Genomic DNA, 16501 nt, shown 5'->3' on the forward strand with positions numbered 1-16501 from the left:
CTTTGGTTTTAGATTGTTTGGTTATTACAATAACGCCTTTTATAACTTGTTTATAAAATTTATCACAGGTTTTGTCATATCACAATGATAAATTTCTTGATTGTCAGTTTCTTTATCAATGATTGTTTCTTTAACAAAAGCAGTTTTCTTATCGCCAACAGTCAAATACTCTATGTTATAACTAATATTATCATATACAAATAAAATGGTTTCTTGATAAATTTTATTGCCATTCTCATCTGTTAAATACTGCTTATTGGTTTTTATATCAGACTTGGGAATAAAAAAAGTATGCCCAAGCCCAATACTTGACATCTCATAGGCAAATAATCGTTCCCCATCTTCCAAAGCGTGATACTCTTTTGGCAAATCTTTAAAGCTAATTTCAGTATTTTCCGTATCCGTACAAGCAAAATAAGTTTGAGCAAAGGCATTTTGACTTACCATTATTGCCATAAGAGTGCATAACCATTTTTTCATCAATTAATCCCAATATTTAAAAAGTGATTTTCTTGCCAAACTTGCCAATTAGGATTATTTAACTTTTTATGAATGACTTTGGCAATAATGGTTAAATAAAATAGTCGTTCATTTTCATCATCAAATAAGCCTTCATTTTTTAATTGCTTATCAGGCGGAAAATGACAATCAGTATCGTGCGTATTCCACCAAATTTCAGTATTATCAGGATTAGCAACTTTTAATTCGCCGTGCCTTAGTCTGACATAGGCAACTTTTTTATCATCATAAAAAACATCGTAACTTTCTGGAAAAGCGTGGCAAGTCAGTTTAAAGAATAAGCCATCAATTATGCAATCTTGTTGTCCTGTGTCAAACATTTTTACATCGCTCATTTGCCAAACTTCCCAATCATCTCCCCCACCACCACTCTATCATCAAAGGCATACCGCACGCCCTTAATCTCTTGATAAGTCTCGTGCCCCTTACCCAAAATCGCCACAATGTCATTCTCGCCTGCCAGTTTGACCGCAAGCTCAATCGCAAGTTTGCGGTCAGGCTCAATTTCAATTTTATAATGACTTTCGCAGTCCAAGCCTTCTTGCATATCCTTTAAAATCTCGTTTGGATTTTCACTTCTCGGGTTATCGGCGGTCAAAATCACTTTATCGGCAAATTTTAGGGCGGATTTGGTCATCAAAGGTCGCTTGCCCTTATCCCTGTCGCCCCCACAGCCAAGCACCGCAAACAGCGTCCCAGCACAATGCGTGCGTAGGCTTGACAGCACCTGCTCCACCGCATCAGGGGTGTGGGCATAATCCACGATAAACGAACCACGCTCGGACGGCACTTGCTCCATACGTCCTCTTGCCCCTTTTAAGTGTTTGATATTATTGACAATTTCATCAAAACTTACATTCATGGCAAGGCTTGCCCCAATGCTTGCCAATAGGTTTGCCACGTTAAACAAGCCCAAAAGTGGACTTTTTACCGTCATCTCACCTTGTGGGGTTTGGATAACCAATTCCACCCCATTTAGACTTGGGCTGATTTGTTTGGCAAAAAAGTCCGCCTTGGGATTTTTGGTGCTGTACGTCCAAATGGTAAGCTCCGACTGTTTGGCTTGACGGATAAAGATTTCACTAAATTCATCATCGGCATTGATAATGGCATGGGTCAGCGTGGGAAATAACGCCTTATCAAAGAGCCGTGCCTTCGCCCCTGCATAGTCGTCCATATCGGCATGATAATCCAAATGGTCTCGGGAAAGGTTGGAATACACCGCCACCGTGATTGGCGCGCCTTGCAAGCGGTGCTGATGGAGTCCATGACTGCTCGCTTCTAGGGCAATACATTCCACGTCCGCTTTGGCATAGTCATAAATGGCGTGTTGCAGAGCGACCACTTCTAGCGTGGTATGGGTGCTTGGGGCTAGGTTTGGCAAAATGCCGTTGCCTGCCGTTCCCATGACGGCAGTTTTGTGATTGGCAAGGGATAACAGCTGGGCGGTAAGCTGACTAATGGTGGTCTTGCCGTTGGTGCCTGTAACTGCCACGACTTTTGGCAAAGCTGCCGCCCCTGTTTTTTGCAGATATGCCTTGACCAAATCGCCCAAAATCAGGCGTAAATTGGCAATATGCACAATCGGCATTTTAGCATTATCCACACCCATGTCGGACGCACTTATCTCGGACAGCACCGCTTGGCTATTGATACTATCAATATAGCCTTTTGCCTTGGATTTGATGTCAGGATTGACCGACAACAACACAAAAATCTCGCCACCTGCCATCTTGCGACTGTCCGACACAAAGCCTGTGATTGGCAAATCCTTGATACGCCCCCAATCCACATCAGACACATGGGACTGTAAAATATCGGCAAAATCGTTGAATGTTGTCATAAAAAATCCTTCTTAAAAATAAAAATAAAATGGTAAAACAGCTTACTGGTTTGTATCTAGTGGTTTGTCAAATGGCACGTTATAAATTCTAAGTGTCTCTTTCATCACCTTGGCGAACACAGGGGCGACGGTTTGTCCAGCGTACTTGCCCTGTCTTGGGTCTTCTGCCAAAATCACCACCACAAAACGGGGACTGGTCGCAGGAGCGAACCCTGCAAAGACGTTGCGGTATTGGTCGGTATAATAACCGCCTGCTGGATTGGTGCGACGTGACGTGCCTGTCTTGCCTGCCACATAGTAGCCATCAATGGCAGCCGCTGTCCCCGTACCGCCTTTTTCGGTCACGCTAATCATCATGTTGGTGATGTCTTTGGCGTGTTGCTCGCTAATGACCTGCTCTGGGGCAGGGACGGATTCTTCTTTAACCAGTCTTAGATGATTCATCTTGCCCCCATTGGCAAGTGCCGCATACGCCCCTGCAATCTGAGCCAGCGTGACCGACTGCCCGTAGCCGTATGCCAGCGTGGCACGACGAGTGACATCTTTGGCGGTCGGGGTGTGTAGCACGCCTGCCGACTCAGCAGGTAGGTTCAAAGCCGTCTTTTGCCCAAAGCCGAACTTTCTTTGCATGTTCACGATGGCGTCAGGGGGCAAATCTAGGGCGATTTTGGCGGATGCGACATTAGATGACTTTTGGATGAGCTTCCCCATGGTAATCGCTCCATAGCGACCGCCATCACGAATGCTATACCCACCAAGTCTCATGCTACCTGCCCCTGTGTCAATGAGTGTTCGGGTGCTATACCGCCCCGACTCCAAGGCGGCCGCCACCGTCAAAGGCTTGACCACCGACCCCGGTTCAAAGGTGTCCAGCACAGGGCGGTTCCGCTCGCTTGCCCCGTGTCTTTTTGACAAATCATTCGGGTTAAAAGACGGCCACGACCCCATGGCAAGCACGTTACCTGTTTGCACATCGACAATCATGCCCGAGCTTGACCGTGCCGACTGCACCCGTCCAAGCTCTTCTAGCTCTTTGTACAAAATATACTGCAACCGTGAATCTATGGTCAGATGAATGTCCTGCCCTGCCATCATGGGCGAGAGTTCTTTGATGTCGCCGATACTGCCCTGCACCGCTCGCAGGCTTAGCACTTGACCGTTTTGTCCTGTCAGCTGTTTGTCGTATTTAGCTTCTATGCCTGCTCGCCCCCCATAGACAGGCGGGTCATCTTGGGAGTAGCCCATATAGCCCAATATCTGTGCCATGATTTCAGGTTGTAGATAGTAGCGTTTCTCGCTCGTCTCTCTAAACACACCCTTAAAGCCCAGCATGGTGACTCGCTGAGCCACCTCAGGGGCGACTCGGTTAAGTAGCACCAGTCGTTTAGACCCCGTCCCCGATGGCAGGGCTTGTTTGATGGCTTCTGGATCATCCAAATCCACCGCCCCATTTAGATGTACTGCTTGTTCTAATGTTTCACGTGAAACACCACTGGCAGTCGCCAGCGTTTCTAGATTCATCTCATCAAGCTCTTGCACCAGCTTTTGGCGACGCTCTTCGCTTTTGGTATTTTTGATTTTCTTTTGCAAATCATAATACGCCAAAGCATAGTCATAAGGACTAAAAATCACCGTGGTTAAAGGGGCATTGGCAGCAAGAGGAGCTCCGTTGGTATCATAGATGTTGCCACGATGGGCAGTGATGGTTCGCTTACTGGTGATGAGTTTGTCGCCTTGGCTGATGTAGTAGTCGGCATTGGCGATTTGAAGCCAATAAGCACGAGCAAAGAGTGCCGAAAAGCACACCGCCATCACCGCCCAAACTATCTTATAACGCCCCACATCTTGAAGTCCGCCCAACAGCGAGACACCCGAGTTTTTTTTGCGTTTGCGTGTTTTTTTCAGAGGGTTTTGGGCTGACTCTTGAGTGTCAGGCGTGCGTTTGGTGGCATGGCTTTTGTCCAGCTTTTTGCTCAGACTGCCGATTTTGCTTAGTTTCTCGCCAATATCACTCTTGGGGGACGTGCTTGTCTTTTGCCCTGAGCGGTTTTGGTTTTTTGGGTGTTTGAGCTGTTTTGGGGTTTGGTCGTTTTTACTCATGAGACACCCCCGTATTGTCTAGATTGCCCAAATTACCAAGCTCGTCCCATTCGTCTTGATTTATCTGCTCTTTTTTGGTTGGATAATGCATGCCAAGCTCGCCCACCGCACGTCTTGCCACTTGTGGGGTTGCACTAAATGTCTGCTGTTCGATGAGCAGGCGACTCTCTTCGACTTGCATGTTCACCAGTTGCTGTCTTAGGCGGGTAAGTTCTTGATAGGTCTGATGGCGTTTTTGGGTTTGTGTGGCTATCATCACCCCTGTGATGAGAATCCCAAGCAGTAATCCGGCAACAATCAGCCGATACAACCCCACCAAGCTCATCGGCTCGGTCGTGTATTCATGTAAGTCGCTGTCAGTGCTTGGATTCATGGGTTGTGATTTATAATGGTTTAAATGATAAATTAAATGGGGCAAATCATGGCGATAATGAATCAATTGGATAGGTCAATTGAATGATTCAAATGCCGTCTGATTTCGCCTTGCCCCACGCAAATAGGCACTTCTGGCTCGCACGTTGGCACGCACCTCATCATCGCTTGGGGTAATGCGATAGGGTTTATCAAAATATTTGGGACGTTTTGGCGGTATGGGTAGTTTATCATCGCCTTCATGTCGCCCTTTGCTGTGATTATTTAAAAACTGCTTGATAATACGGTCTTCTAATGAGTGAAAACTAATGACGGCCAGCTGTCCGCCTGATTTTAGGGCGGTTAGGGTCTGATTTAAAAAATCCTTGACATCGCCAAGCTCATTATTGATAAATATCCGCATGGCTTGAAAACTCTGGGTGGCAGGGTGCTTGCCTTTTTGCCAAGCAGGGTGAGCCTCTTTGATGGTCTCGGCAAGCTCTAACGTAGAATCATAATTTTCCATCGCCTTAATCGCACGGGCGATTCTACGGCTATGACGCTCCTCGCCATAGTCATATAGCACGTTTGCCAACGTCTCTTCGTCCACGACTTCGAGCCACTGCCCCACGCTTTGCCCACGGCTCGTGTCCATTCTCATATCCACCACCCCATCTTTCATAAAGCTAAATCCCCGAGCACCGTCATCAAGCTGTGGACTAGACACACCCAAATCCGCCATGATGCCGTCCACTTGACTCATGCCAAGTTTTGCTAGGCTTTCATTAAGACTGGCAAAACTGTCATGCACCACCACCACACGGCTGTCGGTTTTGGCAAGCTCGTCTGCTACCACTATCGCCTGTGGGTCTTTGTCAAACACGATGAGCGTGCTATCAGCGGTTAAATAATCAAGCAATAGCCGACTGTGTCCGCCCCGTCCAAAGGTTGCGTCCACATACACGCCTGTCTGTGGCGACACACCCAACAAATCAGACACACCAAGCACGCCTGCTACCGTCTCGTGTAACAAGACAGTCTCATGAATCAAGGCAGGTGTGCGGTCGGTTGTGGTCATGATAATTGGTTTGGATGTGTTTGGGTATTTGGTTTAAAATCAGTCTGATAAAAACAAAAACCAAGTCCGTCACGACGCACTTGGTTTGCTTGGGTCGGCGTCACCCATGTTGGTGTTATTTTTTAGCAGGCTCAGCTTCCGCCTTTGGCTCGCCTTGGGTTGCCTGTGCCTCTAACTGCTTCATCATCTCTGCCATCTGCTCTTCGGCTTTGGCTTGGGCATCGGCAGCTGCCTTTTTGGCACTGGCTTCGTCTAGTAGCTCAACGGTGAAAATCAGCACGCTGTTTGGCTCAATGACTGGCGGTGAACCTGCCTCGCCATAGCCCAACTCTGACGGCATATAGAATTCATACTTACTACCAGCAGGCATGAGCTGAACACCCTCTCTAAACCCTGGAATCATCTGACCTAGGTCAAACTGGGCAGGCTCGCCACGCTCATAAGAGCTGTCAAAGACCTTGCCATCAATGGTCTTGCCCTCATAGTGAGTAACAACCACATCCGTCGCCTTAGGCTTAGCCCCCGTACCTTCGGTGATGACTTTATATTGTAGTCCTGATGGTGTGGTTTTTACGCCTTCTTTAGCTTTGTTTTCTTCTAAGAATTTTGTTCCTGCTTCTTTGTTGGTTTTGGCTTTGGTTTCTAGCTCTTTGACCGCATCTGCCTCTTTGCGTTTTTGGTATTCTTCAAAGATGGCACGAGCTTGCTCATCGGTAAATTTGCTCTCTTTGCCTTCAAAGCCTTCAGAGAGTGCTGTCGCGATGATTTTTGGGTTAATCTCGCCGTCCATTTCTTTTAGATTTCTGCCTGCATCATGACCCAAGATGTAGCTGATTTTGTCCATTTCAGGGCTTTGTTCGCTGATGTTTGCGGTGCTGGTAGGTTTGGCGGTATCGCCGTCTTTGTTACAGCCTGTTAGGGCAAGTATGGACGCCATTAGGGCAGTCATCAAAAAAGTGGTGCGTGTGGTTTTCATTGTGTGTCTCTTTATTTTGAAAAATAAAACGCCGTTAGTAAATGTTGGCAAAGTCATCAAATGGGCGTGCTAACTGTCCGACACCCAAAATCGCTTAAAAAATTGCTTACAAAATCACCTGGCGAAAAAATACGGCATATCATACCAAAAAAACATAGAAATCGCTATTATGATTGCAAAAAAAATTTTAATGATATAAAACGCTTAGGTATGATTATTGTTACTTTATCTGTCTTTTATGCTGTTACAAAAGACAAAGTTGGGGTGGGGCGATTGGATAAATGAGGGTAGATTTTGGATTTGGTAATTGGCAAATAGGCGTTTTCTAAAAATGCAAGGCATTCGCCAATTAAGATAATTTTTTACCTTATAAATGTGCAATACATTCATATTTTTCACAGGGCAAATGGCAATTTACCCCTTGTGTATCCAAAATAAGACATAATAAGCCAACCCACTTATCCTAACGGCTTCTAAAAACCTCCCACAGCACCATACCTGTCGCCACGCTGACATTGAGACTCTGGGGGCGGTCCGAGCTATCGGTCATGGGGATATAAACCAGCGTATCACACAGCTCGCCTGTGAGCCGTCTCATGCCGTCCCCCTCTGACCCCATGACAATGGCGACTTTTCCGCCAAAATCACACGCCTGCAAGGGCTTGGCACTCTCATCAAGAGCCGTGCCAAACACGAACACGCCTGCCGATTTTAACTTCTCCAAACACCGTGCCAGATTAGTTACCGCCACCACAGGCACGGCATCGCTTCCGCCTACCGAGACTTTGGCAACCGTTGGTGTTAGCCCCACGCTTTGATGACGTGGCACGATAACCGCCGTTACGCCCATCGCACTGGCGGTACGCAAGCACGCCCCAAAATTGTGCGGGTCGGTAATCTGGTCTAACACCAAAAACACCGCATTATCCTGCCCTGCTAGACTATCAAGCTCACTTTCGTCCAACATGGGGCGAGAGCGTGCCGACAGCACCACGCCTTGATGTTGGGGACTGCCACACAGCTCGGTCAGCGTGTCTTTTTGGGCGGTTTGCACCGACACGCCAAGCGATGTGGCAAGGGCGATAATCTCATCATGGTTATCATTGTGATGATTGTCATAACTTTGTACAAATAGGGCTTTGGCATCCATTGGGCGCGTGTTTAAAATTGCTTTAATGGCGTGCGTCCCATAAAAATGGGGTGTGGTGGGTTTTTTGGGTTTTTGGGTGGGTTTTTTGTTTTTTTGAAGGTCTTTTTTGGGGTCTTTTTTGGGGTCTTTTTTAAAGGGTTTTTGGGTCATTGTCATTTTTCCAAAATTAAATCATTACACGAAAGGAATAACCATGAATGCGATAAATGCGAAAATCGCTGTCAATGGTGGCAATGTGGCTTAACGTCTCACGCTGTGCCAAATGCACAAGGCAGGCGTCCGCAAAATCCATTGGAACGTTGCTATATTGGCTCATCAACTCCGCCAATGCTGGCATGTCTTTATGGCTAAATTCAGCAATCTCAATGCGTGCCAAATGCAACCAATTTAAAAACCCTTTACGGTTCATTGGGTTTTTTAACAAAAATAAGGTTTCAGTAACGCACGCCAAACTTGTGATTAACGGCTTTTTATTGTCTTTGATAAATTGAACAGACTTTTTATGATACTTGTCTTTATTATCAAACAACGCCACAAAAACGCTCGTATCAATCAATATTTTTGCCATATTTTTCCAATACCTTTTGTGCAACCAACGTTTTGACATTTTGGCTTAACGTACCGTCTTCACTTTCGGCAAATTGCCCAAACAGCTCTTTACCATGCTCCCATGCCAAATTTTCATGGGGCTGTTGGCCGGCTTTTGGCAATAGGTTTTGGACGTATTGGCTTACGCTTAAATCTTGGGCGTGAGCGTGGGCGATGAGCGTTTGTTCTACGCTGGGCGGTAGGTCTAAAATCAGCATGGCATATCCTAATTGCATTTTGCCCCATTATAACAAAATTTTTGCCCAAACCGACATTATCCCTTGAAATTTTGCCCCATAACCTTTATCAATAAGGGGAATTTTATCCCATTTGGAGAACACCATGAGCGAACAAGAGCCAATCCTAAACGAAAACGAGCAAACCGAACAGGCACAGACGGACGAGCTTGCCAAGCTGATTGCCACCATTGAAACGCTTGAAGCCGAAGTCGCCGATGCCAAAGACGCGGCAGCCCGTGCCAATGCCGAGAGCTACAACGCCCAACGCCGTATGGAACAAGAAACCGAAAAGGCAAAAAAATTCGCCCTACAAAAGTTCGCCAAAGAACTGCTTGACGTCGTGGACAACTTGGAGCGTGGTTTGCAAGCGAGCGAACAAGCAGGGGCGGATGAGAGCGTGCTTGAAGGCTTGCGCTTGACCCATAAATCTCTGCTTAGCGTCCTAGAACGCAATGGCGTGGTTGCCGTGGGCGAAGTGGGTGAGAGTTTCAACCCTGATTTGCACGAAGCGGTGGGCATTTTTCCAGAAGCCGAAAAAGACATCATCGGGCAAGTCCTACAAAAAGGCTACACCCTAAACGAGCGTTCCATTCGTCCTGCGATGGTGCTGGTGGGGGCGTGATTTTAAATCATAGGGAAATTTGTAAGGTGCATATCACGCACCGTTTTTAAGATTTGAGCGTTGATTTGGCGTGTTGTACACACCTTACAATAACATATTTAAAAGCCATTCCCTTATGGATTTATCCAATATTTTCAAGGCATTAACACAAAATTTTAACAAAATAAATTTTAAAATTTTTAAAAAATTTCTCTTGAAAATCCAAATTTGATACAAATATAACAGAGCAAGTTTGGCAAAACTGTTTTGCAAATTTGCCAGAAATTCACTTAACAAATCGGAGAAAAATTATGGGTAAAGTTATCGGTATTGACTTAGGTACAACCAACTCTTGTGTGGCAGTCCTAGAAAATGGCAACGTCAAAGTCATTGAAAACGCAGAGGGTGCCAGAACCACGCCTTCTATCGTGGCATTCAAAGACGGCGAGACCCTAGTCGGTCAATCTGCCAAACGCCAAGCAGTTACCAACCCCCAAAACACCCTATTTGCCGTAAAACGTCTTATCGGTCGCCGTTATGACGAACAAGCGGTACAAAAAGACATCGGTCTTGTGCCTTACAAAATCGTCAAAGCCGACAATGGCGATGCGTGGGTAGAAGTGAACGGTAAAAAACAAGCACCGCCACAAATCTCTGCTGAAGTTTTGAAAAAAATGAAAAAAACCGCCGAAGATTATCTTGGCGAAGCCGTAACCGAAGCGGTCGTTACCGTGCCTGCTTATTTTAACGACGCCCAGCGTCAAGCCACAAAAGACGCAGGACGTATCGCAGGGCTTGATGTTAAGCGTATCATCAACGAGCCAACCGCCGCCGCCCTTGCCTTTGGTCTTGACAAAAAAGAAGGCGACCGCACCATTGCTGTGTATGACTTGGGTGGTGGTACGTTTGACGTGTCTATCATTGAGATTGCGGACGTGGACGGCGAACAGCAGTTTGAAGTGCTATCTACCAACGGCGATACGTTCCTAGGCGGTGAAGACTTTGACATTGCTTTGATTGACTACCTTGTGGACGAGTTCAAAAAAGAGCAAAACGTCAATCTAAAAGGCGACCCGCTTGCCATGCAACGCCTAAAAGAAGCTGCCGAAAAAGCCAAAATTGAACTGTCAAGCTCAACGTCTACCGAAGTGAATTTGCCATACATCACCGCAGATGCCACAGGCCCTAAGCACTTGGTAGTAACAATCAGCCGTGCCAAACTAGAAGCCTTGACCGAAGAGCTGGTGGCTCGCACGATTGCCCCATGTAAAATCGCCCTAGAAGATGCTGGTCTATCGGCTAGCGACATTGATGACGTGATTCTGGTAGGTGGTCAAAGCCGTATGCCCCTTGTCCAACAAAAAGTGCAAGAGTTCTTTGGTAAAGAGCCAAGAAAAGACGTGAACCCTGATGAAGCGGTGGCAATCGGTGCCGCTATCCAAGGTGCGGTACTCTCTGGTGACAAAAAAGACGTGCTACTGCTTGACGTAACTCCATTGACCCTAGGCATTGAGACCATGGGTGGTGTGATGACAGCAATCATTGAGAAAAACACGATGATTCCTACCAAAAAATCACAAGTGTTTTCAACCGCTGCCGACAACCAACCTGCGGTGTCTATCCAAGTGTATCAAGGCGAGCGTAAAATCGCTAACCAAAACAAACTTTTGGGCAACTTTGACCTAACCGACATTCCGCCAGCACCAAGAGGCGTGCCACAGATTGAAGTTACCTTTGACATCAACGCAGATGGTATCATGAATATTTCTGCCAAAGACAAAGGCACTGGCAAATCACAATCAATCCAAATCAAAGCGGACTCAGGTCTGTCAGAAGAGGAAATCGAGCAAATGGTGCGTGATGCCGAAGCCAATGCAGAAACAGATAAGAAGTTTGCCGAGCTTGCGGGCGTGCGTAACGAAGCGGACGGACGTATCGCAGGGGTACAAAAAGCCCTAAAAGAAAATGGCGATAAAGCGACCGATGAAGAAAAACAAGCGGTAGAAACGGCAATCAGCGAGCTAGAACTTGCGACCAAAGAAGATGACCTGGACGCCATCAAAGCCAAGCTAGAAGCCCTTGATAACGCATTCTTGCCAATTGGCACCAAGATTTATAGCCAAGAGCAAGGCGGTGCGGGTGCGGACGCAGGTCAAGCACAGCAAGCCAAACCTGCCGATGACGGTGTGGTAGATGCTGAGTTTACCGAAGTTAAAGATGATAAATAATCTTTTGCTTTAATTCAAAAACAAACCCTCAATGAAAATTGGGGGTTTGTTTTTAAAATCACTTTCTTTTTGGAACAGGTTTGTTTATACTAGTGGGTATTGTTTATTTAAGGAGTTTTTATGTCAGACAATTCACTCAAAAAAGGTCGCTACACCACATACAGCAACAAGATCGGACTGTTCGCCACAGGTGAGCGCACAGGCTTTTTAACATATAACGATGATGTAGTGCTAAATTTCCCCTTTAAAGATACCGTCCTAGAAGCAGGTATGAATAAGGAAGACACAGGGCGAGAAGAACGCTTTTTACACCTAGAAATGGACGGACGAGATATTGATACCCTTTTTGAACCAAAGGTATTGACAAACTTCGCCTATCATGCACACAATGGTGACAACCAACCAACCAACCAACCAACCAACCAACCAACCAACCAACCAACCAACCAACCAACCAACCAACCAACCAACCAACCAACCATTATCGCCTAACTTATTAAACAGTCAAGTAAAATTTTTTGATGATAATGGCAATCTTGCCCAAAATCTACTTATCAAAGGCAATAATCTACTTGCCCTACACTCTTTAAAATCCCGCCTATCAGGGAAAATCAAACTCATCTATATAGACCCGCCTTATTATTTTAAAGAAGCAAAACCACAAGATTCATTCAGATATAATTCAAATTTCAAATTTTCTTCTTGGTTGATATTCATGAAGAACCGCTTAGAGATTGCAAAAGAGTTATTAACCGATGATGGGGTGATTTTTGTACACACCAATGAGGATGGGAATGCATATTTAAAAGTTTTAATGGACGAATTATTTCTACGAGAAAATTTTGTAACTTGTTTGCCAAGAGTAACCAAAAAGGGTGGGAAATCGACTGATGTTTTTGCTGACAATCATGATTATGTTTTAGTTTACTCAAAAATAAACAAAAAAACTGGTTTTTATCCTATGCTGCATAACGATAAAGGATTCAAAAATCAAGATGAATTTTTTGAAACAAGAGGTTTTTACAAACTAAATCAGACTTTAGATTATGATTCTTTACAATATTCTAGCTCCTTAGATTATCCAATAAAAATAAATGGTGAAGTATTTTATGCTGGTGGCAACAAAGAAAGATACATAGAACGAAAAAATGGTAATCATCTAAGAGCTGACTGGGCGTGGCGTTGGAGTAAAGACTTATTTGAGTTTGGTTTAAATAATGGCTTTATTGAAATAAAGAGAACGAAAAACGGTGCAAGAATTTATACCAAAACTTATCAAAATGTTAAAATTGAAAATATCAATGGGGATTATCAGATTGTTGAAAAAGAAAGAACAAGAGCGACATCAACACTTGAATTCAGCGAAAGTCTTTATTCGAATGATAATGCAACCAAACATATGAATGATTTATTTCCAAAAGGAACCTTTGAATACACAAAACCTGAAAGTCTAATTCATCAAATAATTGCTTTAACAACCAACCCAAATGACATCGTCCTAGACTATCATCTAGGCTCTGGTACAACTTGTGCGGTCGCTCATAAAATGGGTCGGCGTTGGATTGGCATTGAACAGATGGATTATATTGATGACATTACCAAAACTCGCCTGTTAAAAGTATTGCAGGGAGAACAAGGCGGTATTAGCAAAGCGGTAGATTGGAATGGCGGTGGGTCGTTTTGTTATTTTGAACTTAAAAAATACAATCAATATTTTATTGATAAAATCCTAGTCGCAAATACCATGGGTGAGCTGGATACGGTCTATAATGAAATGGCAAAAAATGCGTTTTTTAAATTTTGGTTTGATAAAGAAAAATTTCAAAAAGCCTATAAAAAAGACAAAGACGACAATCAAATCAGCCTAGACGACAGAAAGCAAATACTCATTAGTGTCTTAGATGAAAATCAGCTCTATCTAAATTACGCCGATATGGGCGACAGTCGCTATCAGGTTAGAGATGATGAAAAAGCCTTATCAGATGCATTTTATGGAGAATAACAATGGCAAAAAAGACACAATTAAAACACACGCTGGGCGATTTTTTATTTAATCAAATAAAAAACAGTAAGGAATATCAAGATTGGGCAGATGAGTTTGAATTACCTAATTTTATCACTGATAATCTTGCCAAGATGCTCCGCGATTATCAAATCAATGCCATAAAGCAGTTTATTTATTTGTATGAAAATCACGGCATAGAAAAAGCCAAACATCTTTTATTTAATATGGCAACAGGCACAGGCAAAACCTTGACAATGGCAGGGATTGTGCTGTATTTGTATGAGCAGGGTTATCGTAATTTTGTGTTTTTGGTACATCAATTACAAATCAAAGACCAAGCGATAAAGAATTTTACCGAGCCTACTTTTGAAAAATATCTATTTAAAAAACAAGTCAAGTTTAATGGCAAAAGCATTCCCATAAAAGCCATAGACCGATTTGAAGACACCAAAAAAGACGGCATTAACTTTATGTTTTTTAGTACGTCTTTATTATACACACGCCTGATTAACCCAAAAGAAAATGCCATTACTGCCAATGATTTTGTCAAAAATTTGACAGTGATTATCGCTGATGAAGCTCACAGGTTAAATGTAGATACTCGCAAAAAGACCGAAGTAAATGATGAAAATAACTGGGAAAAGGCGGTGCAATCGGTATTGCACGCCAATCCAAAAAATCTATTATTAGAATTTACCGCAACGGTGGATTTAAAAAATGAAAAAATCCATAAAAAATACAGCGATAAACTTATTTATAAATACGACTTTTTGCAATTTAATAAAGACAGATATAGCAAACAAGTTAATTTTTTGTATAACGAAGAGACACAAATAGAAGATCAAAAAAGACTGCTTATTGTCAATGCGGTGGCAATGAGCGAATATCGCCGTCTGTATGCCGAGCGTGAAATGGGCGTATCTATTAACCCAATCATACTGATTAAATCTACCAAAATCGCCCAAAGCGAAGAAGATAGGGCATTTTTTCATAAAGTCATTCATTCGCTAAGAGTAGAAGATTTTAATCATCTAAAAGCAATGAGTGAATACAAAACTGATTTGTTAGACACTCAATTTATGTTTATCAAACAAATGTTTAATTGGTTAAATTCCAAACAATCATCGTTTATCGGTATTGGTGGATTGATTACTGCGATTAAAGAGCGATTTAGTGAAAACAACACGATGATTTATAACAGCAAAACCAAAGAGCGAGCTGATTTATTGCCATTATTGGACAGCCCTAGAAATACCATAAGAGCGATATTTTCGGTCAATGCCCTAAATGAAGGTTGGGACGTATTGAGCCTATATGATATTATTCATTTTGATATTTCGGCAACCAAAAAAGTATCATTGCAAGACATTCAGCTGATTGGGCGTGGGGCGAGACTTTACCCCTATCAATTACCCAAAGCTTATCATAATGGTGATGATTTATTTAGCGACAATCATCGTTATGAATTTAACCCCTTTAAACGCAAATTTGACAACGCCCCTGATGCACAAGGGCGGATATTAGAGACCTTCTTTTATCACTTTGTCAAAACGGGGGTATTTTTAGAAAACTTGCAAAAAGATTTATTGGGCGAAGGCATTATCAATGAAGGCGTAGAGAAAAAAACCATTCGCCTAAAAAATGACTTTATGCAAAGCCAAACTTATCAAAAAGGTTTTGTACTCGTCAATAGCCAAGAATATCGTAGAAAAAATAAAGACAGCGAGATTGATTTGACATTCAAAAGACAAATCATCGCCAGCCCCTATCAATTACACGCCAATGCCCTAACCGATAAAGAGCAAAATAAAACCTTATCGGCAATCAAATACAAAAACATAAAAATCACGCCTGAGTATTTTTCAGAGCATTTATTAAGAAAAGCCTTAGTTGGTGCTGAAAATAACTTTTTTCGCTTAAATAATCTAAAAAATCACATCATCGGCATAAAAAGCATTGATGAGATGATAGAGCATTATTTGCCAATGCATGATATTCAATATGGCTATATTCACGGTAAGGACATTCACGAATTAAATGCTAATGAAAAGTTGCAGTTATTAGTCGGTAGTATTTTGCCAGAAGTGCGAAAATCCATTGATAAGTATATGCCATTGGTTACGGGCAGTTCGGTGTTTAGACCAAAATCTTTATCATCTATTTTTAAAGAAGAGAAAAATATTTATCTGGTCGCTTATCCCAGCATAGATAAAAATACAGGCGAAAAAATATTTCACGCAACCGATGAGCGAGCTAAAGCACAAACCAATCACGATAATGCACAGTTGGCATTTGACATTAAAACAGCCGATTGGTATGCGTATAGTGAAAACTATGGCACTAGTGAAGAAAAACGCTTTGTTAAATATATCGCCACGCAAATTGATGAATTAAAAAATAAATATCAAGGGGCGGAGATTTATCTTATTCGTAATGAACTCGATTATTATCTGTTTAATATAGAAGACGGTCGCAGATTTAGCCCTGATTATATGATGATAATCAATGATATTGCCAATCAAAGTGTCTATTATCAATGCCTTTTTGAACCAAAAGGCGGACATTTATTACAAAAAGACGAATGGAAAGAAAAAGCCTTGATTGCTTTGAATGATAATAGCGAAATTCGTTTTGAAGATAATGTCTTAGATGACACCAATTATCGGCAGTATTTGGCGGGTATGACAAATCACGGTTATCAAGAAATCAAATGTTTGGGCTTTAAATTTTTTAATAGCGACACACGGGGTGAGCACGATTTTGGAGCGGATTTTAATACAAGATTATGAAAAATCCATGAAAAATCCCCACACCCCACAAAAA

General features: G+C 43.1%; 16 protein-coding genes. 6 read left to right on the top strand and 10 right to left on the bottom strand.

What is annotated here, in order from left to right; translation table 11 throughout:
* Positions 1 to 39 precede the first annotated feature (39 nt).
* The 7 genes from B0182_RS03610 to bamJ all read right to left on the bottom strand — a co-directional run bounded on the left by B0182_RS03610 (position 40) and on the right by bamJ (position 6867).
* On the bottom strand, positions 40 to 480 hold the full coding sequence (locus B0182_RS03610) for a hypothetical protein (RefSeq protein ID WP_112742725.1): 441 nt from the start codon (positions 478 to 480) through the stop codon (positions 40 to 42).
* Complete coding sequence (locus B0182_RS03615) at positions 480 to 854, bottom strand: hypothetical protein (protein ID WP_078273633.1); 375 nt, start codon at positions 852 to 854, stop codon at positions 480 to 482. Before B0182_RS03615 ends, B0182_RS03610 begins: the two co-directional genes overlap by 1 nt.
* Positions 851 to 2362: a UDP-N-acetylmuramoyl-L-alanyl-D-glutamate--2,6-diaminopimelate ligase gene (locus tag B0182_RS03620; RefSeq protein ID WP_078273634.1), complete on the bottom strand. Its 1512-nt coding sequence runs from the start codon at positions 2360 to 2362 to the stop codon at positions 851 to 853. The genes B0182_RS03615 and B0182_RS03620 overlap by 4 nt, the downstream gene beginning before the upstream one ends.
* A 42-nt stretch (positions 2363 to 2404) precedes the next feature.
* Positions 2405 to 4462: a peptidoglycan D,D-transpeptidase FtsI family protein gene (locus B0182_RS03625; protein ID WP_078273635.1), complete on the bottom strand. Its 2058-nt coding sequence runs from the start codon at positions 4460 to 4462 to the stop codon at positions 2405 to 2407.
* The gene (ftsL, locus tag B0182_RS03630; RefSeq protein WP_078273636.1) at positions 4455 to 4835 is read right to left on the bottom strand and encodes a cell division protein FtsL; all 381 of its coding nucleotides are present in this window, start codon (positions 4833 to 4835) and stop codon (positions 4455 to 4457) included. The genes B0182_RS03625 and ftsL overlap by 8 nt, the downstream gene beginning before the upstream one ends.
* 75 nt (positions 4836 to 4910) lie before the next feature.
* Entirely contained in the window at positions 4911 to 5894 is a 984-nt protein-coding gene (gene rsmH / locus B0182_RS03635) for a 16S rRNA (cytosine(1402)-N(4))-methyltransferase RsmH (RefSeq protein WP_421648799.1), read from the bottom strand.
* A 112-nt stretch (positions 5895 to 6006) separates the two neighbouring features.
* The gene (gene bamJ / locus B0182_RS03640; RefSeq protein WP_078273638.1) at positions 6007 to 6867 is read right to left on the bottom strand and encodes a BamJ family beta-barrel-assembly machinery protein; all 861 of its coding nucleotides are present in this window, start codon (positions 6865 to 6867) and stop codon (positions 6007 to 6009) included.
* Between the two features lie 60 nt (positions 6868 to 6927).
* On the opposite strand from bamJ, the gene B0182_RS03645 reads away from it, so the two are divergent.
* Positions 6928 to 7152: a hypothetical protein gene (locus tag B0182_RS03645; protein ID WP_078273639.1), complete on the top strand. Its 225-nt coding sequence runs from the start codon at positions 6928 to 6930 to the stop codon at positions 7150 to 7152.
* 178 nt (positions 7153 to 7330) lie between these two features.
* Here B0182_RS03645 and rlmB read toward each other — a convergent pair whose 3' ends face one another.
* The 3 genes from rlmB to B0182_RS03660 are packed head-to-tail and all read right to left on the bottom strand — an operon-like array spanning position 7331 to position 8823.
* Positions 7331 to 8167: a 23S rRNA (guanosine(2251)-2'-O)-methyltransferase RlmB gene (rlmB, locus tag B0182_RS03650; RefSeq protein ID WP_078273640.1), complete on the bottom strand. Its 837-nt coding sequence runs from the start codon at positions 8165 to 8167 to the stop codon at positions 7331 to 7333.
* A gap of 16 nt (positions 8168 to 8183) precedes the next feature.
* Positions 8184 to 8585: a type II toxin-antitoxin system VapC family toxin gene (locus B0182_RS03655; protein WP_158079613.1), complete on the bottom strand. Its 402-nt coding sequence runs from the start codon at positions 8583 to 8585 to the stop codon at positions 8184 to 8186.
* Complete coding sequence (locus tag B0182_RS03660) at positions 8566 to 8823, bottom strand: hypothetical protein (RefSeq protein WP_078273642.1); 258 nt, start codon at positions 8821 to 8823, stop codon at positions 8566 to 8568. Before B0182_RS03660 ends, B0182_RS03655 begins: the two co-directional genes overlap by 20 nt.
* Before the next feature lie 124 nt (positions 8824 to 8947).
* Here B0182_RS03660 and grpE point away from each other — a divergent pair, with 124 nt between their 5' ends.
* The 5 genes from grpE (at position 8948) to B0182_RS03690 (ending at position 16467) form a co-directional block, all read left to right on the top strand.
* Complete coding sequence (gene grpE / locus B0182_RS03665; RefSeq protein ID WP_078273643.1) at positions 8948 to 9466, top strand: nucleotide exchange factor GrpE; 519 nt, start codon at positions 8948 to 8950, stop codon at positions 9464 to 9466.
* A 290-nt stretch (positions 9467 to 9756) separates the two neighbouring features.
* A complete protein-coding gene (dnaK, locus tag B0182_RS03670) occupies positions 9757 to 11673 on the top strand; it encodes a molecular chaperone DnaK (protein ID WP_078273644.1) in 1917 nt (638 codons plus the stop codon).
* 120 nt (positions 11674 to 11793) lie between these two features.
* Positions 11794 to 12165, top strand: a complete 372-nt coding sequence (locus B0182_RS15115; RefSeq protein WP_264682791.1) for a PT domain-containing protein — start codon at positions 11794 to 11796, stop codon at positions 12163 to 12165.
* A complete protein-coding gene (locus B0182_RS03685) occupies positions 12062 to 13675 on the top strand; it encodes a DNA methyltransferase (protein ID WP_264682793.1) in 1614 nt (537 codons plus the stop codon). Before B0182_RS15115 ends, B0182_RS03685 begins: the two co-directional genes overlap by 104 nt.
* A gap of 2 nt (positions 13676 to 13677) precedes the next feature.
* The gene (locus tag B0182_RS03690) at positions 13678 to 16467 is read left to right on the top strand and encodes a DEAD/DEAH box helicase family protein (RefSeq protein WP_228157726.1); all 2790 of its coding nucleotides are present in this window, start codon (positions 13678 to 13680) and stop codon (positions 16465 to 16467) included.
* Positions 16468 to 16501 lie beyond the last annotated feature (34 nt).

This window comes from Moraxella bovis, from assembly GCF_002014975.1.
GTDB lineage: Bacteria > Pseudomonadota > Gammaproteobacteria > Pseudomonadales > Moraxellaceae > Moraxella > Moraxella bovis.

What these genes read in the sequence shown, in the direction of transcription:
- B0182_RS03610 (WP_112742725.1), bottom strand. Translation starts at nt 480, where the DNA reads ATGAAAAAATGGTTATGCACTCTTATGGCAATAATGGTAAGTCAAAAT.
- B0182_RS03615 (WP_078273633.1), bottom strand. Translation starts at nt 854, where the DNA reads ATGAGCGATGTAAAAATGTTTGACACAGGACAACAAGATTGCATAATT.
- B0182_RS03620 (WP_078273634.1), bottom strand. Translation starts at nt 2,362, where the DNA reads ATGACAACATTCAACGATTTTGCCGATATTTTACAGTCCCATGTGTCT.
- B0182_RS03625 (WP_078273635.1), bottom strand. Translation starts at nt 4,462, where the DNA reads ATGAGTAAAAACGACCAAACCCCAAAACAGCTCAAACACCCAAAAAAC.
- ftsL (WP_078273636.1), bottom strand. Translation starts at nt 4,835, where the DNA reads ATGAATCCAAGCACTGACAGCGACTTACATGAATACACGACCGAGCCG.
- bamJ (WP_078273638.1), bottom strand. Translation starts at nt 6,867, where the DNA reads ATGAAAACCACACGCACCACTTTTTTGATGACTGCCCTAATGGCGTCC.
- B0182_RS03645 (WP_078273639.1), top strand. Translation starts at nt 6,928, where the DNA reads ATGGGCGTGCTAACTGTCCGACACCCAAAATCGCTTAAAAAATTGCTT.
- rlmB (WP_078273640.1), bottom strand. Translation starts at nt 8,167, where the DNA reads ATGACCCAAAAACCCTTTAAAAAAGACCCCAAAAAAGACCCCAAAAAA.
- B0182_RS03655 (WP_158079613.1), bottom strand. Translation starts at nt 8,585, where the DNA reads ATGGCAAAAATATTGATTGATACGAGCGTTTTTGTGGCGTTGTTTGAT.
- B0182_RS03660 (WP_078273642.1), bottom strand. Translation starts at nt 8,823, where the DNA reads ATGCTGATTTTAGACCTACCGCCCAGCGTAGAACAAACGCTCATCGCC.
- grpE (WP_078273643.1), top strand. Translation starts at nt 8,948, where the DNA reads ATGAGCGAACAAGAGCCAATCCTAAACGAAAACGAGCAAACCGAACAG.
- dnaK (WP_078273644.1), top strand. Translation starts at nt 9,757, where the DNA reads ATGGGTAAAGTTATCGGTATTGACTTAGGTACAACCAACTCTTGTGTG.
- B0182_RS15115 (WP_264682791.1), top strand. Translation starts at nt 11,794, where the DNA reads ATGTCAGACAATTCACTCAAAAAAGGTCGCTACACCACATACAGCAAC.
- B0182_RS03685 (WP_264682793.1), top strand. Translation starts at nt 12,062, where the DNA reads ATGGTGACAACCAACCAACCAACCAACCAACCAACCAACCAACCAACC.
- B0182_RS03690 (WP_228157726.1), top strand. Translation starts at nt 13,678, where the DNA reads ATGGCAAAAAAGACACAATTAAAACACACGCTGGGCGATTTTTTATTT.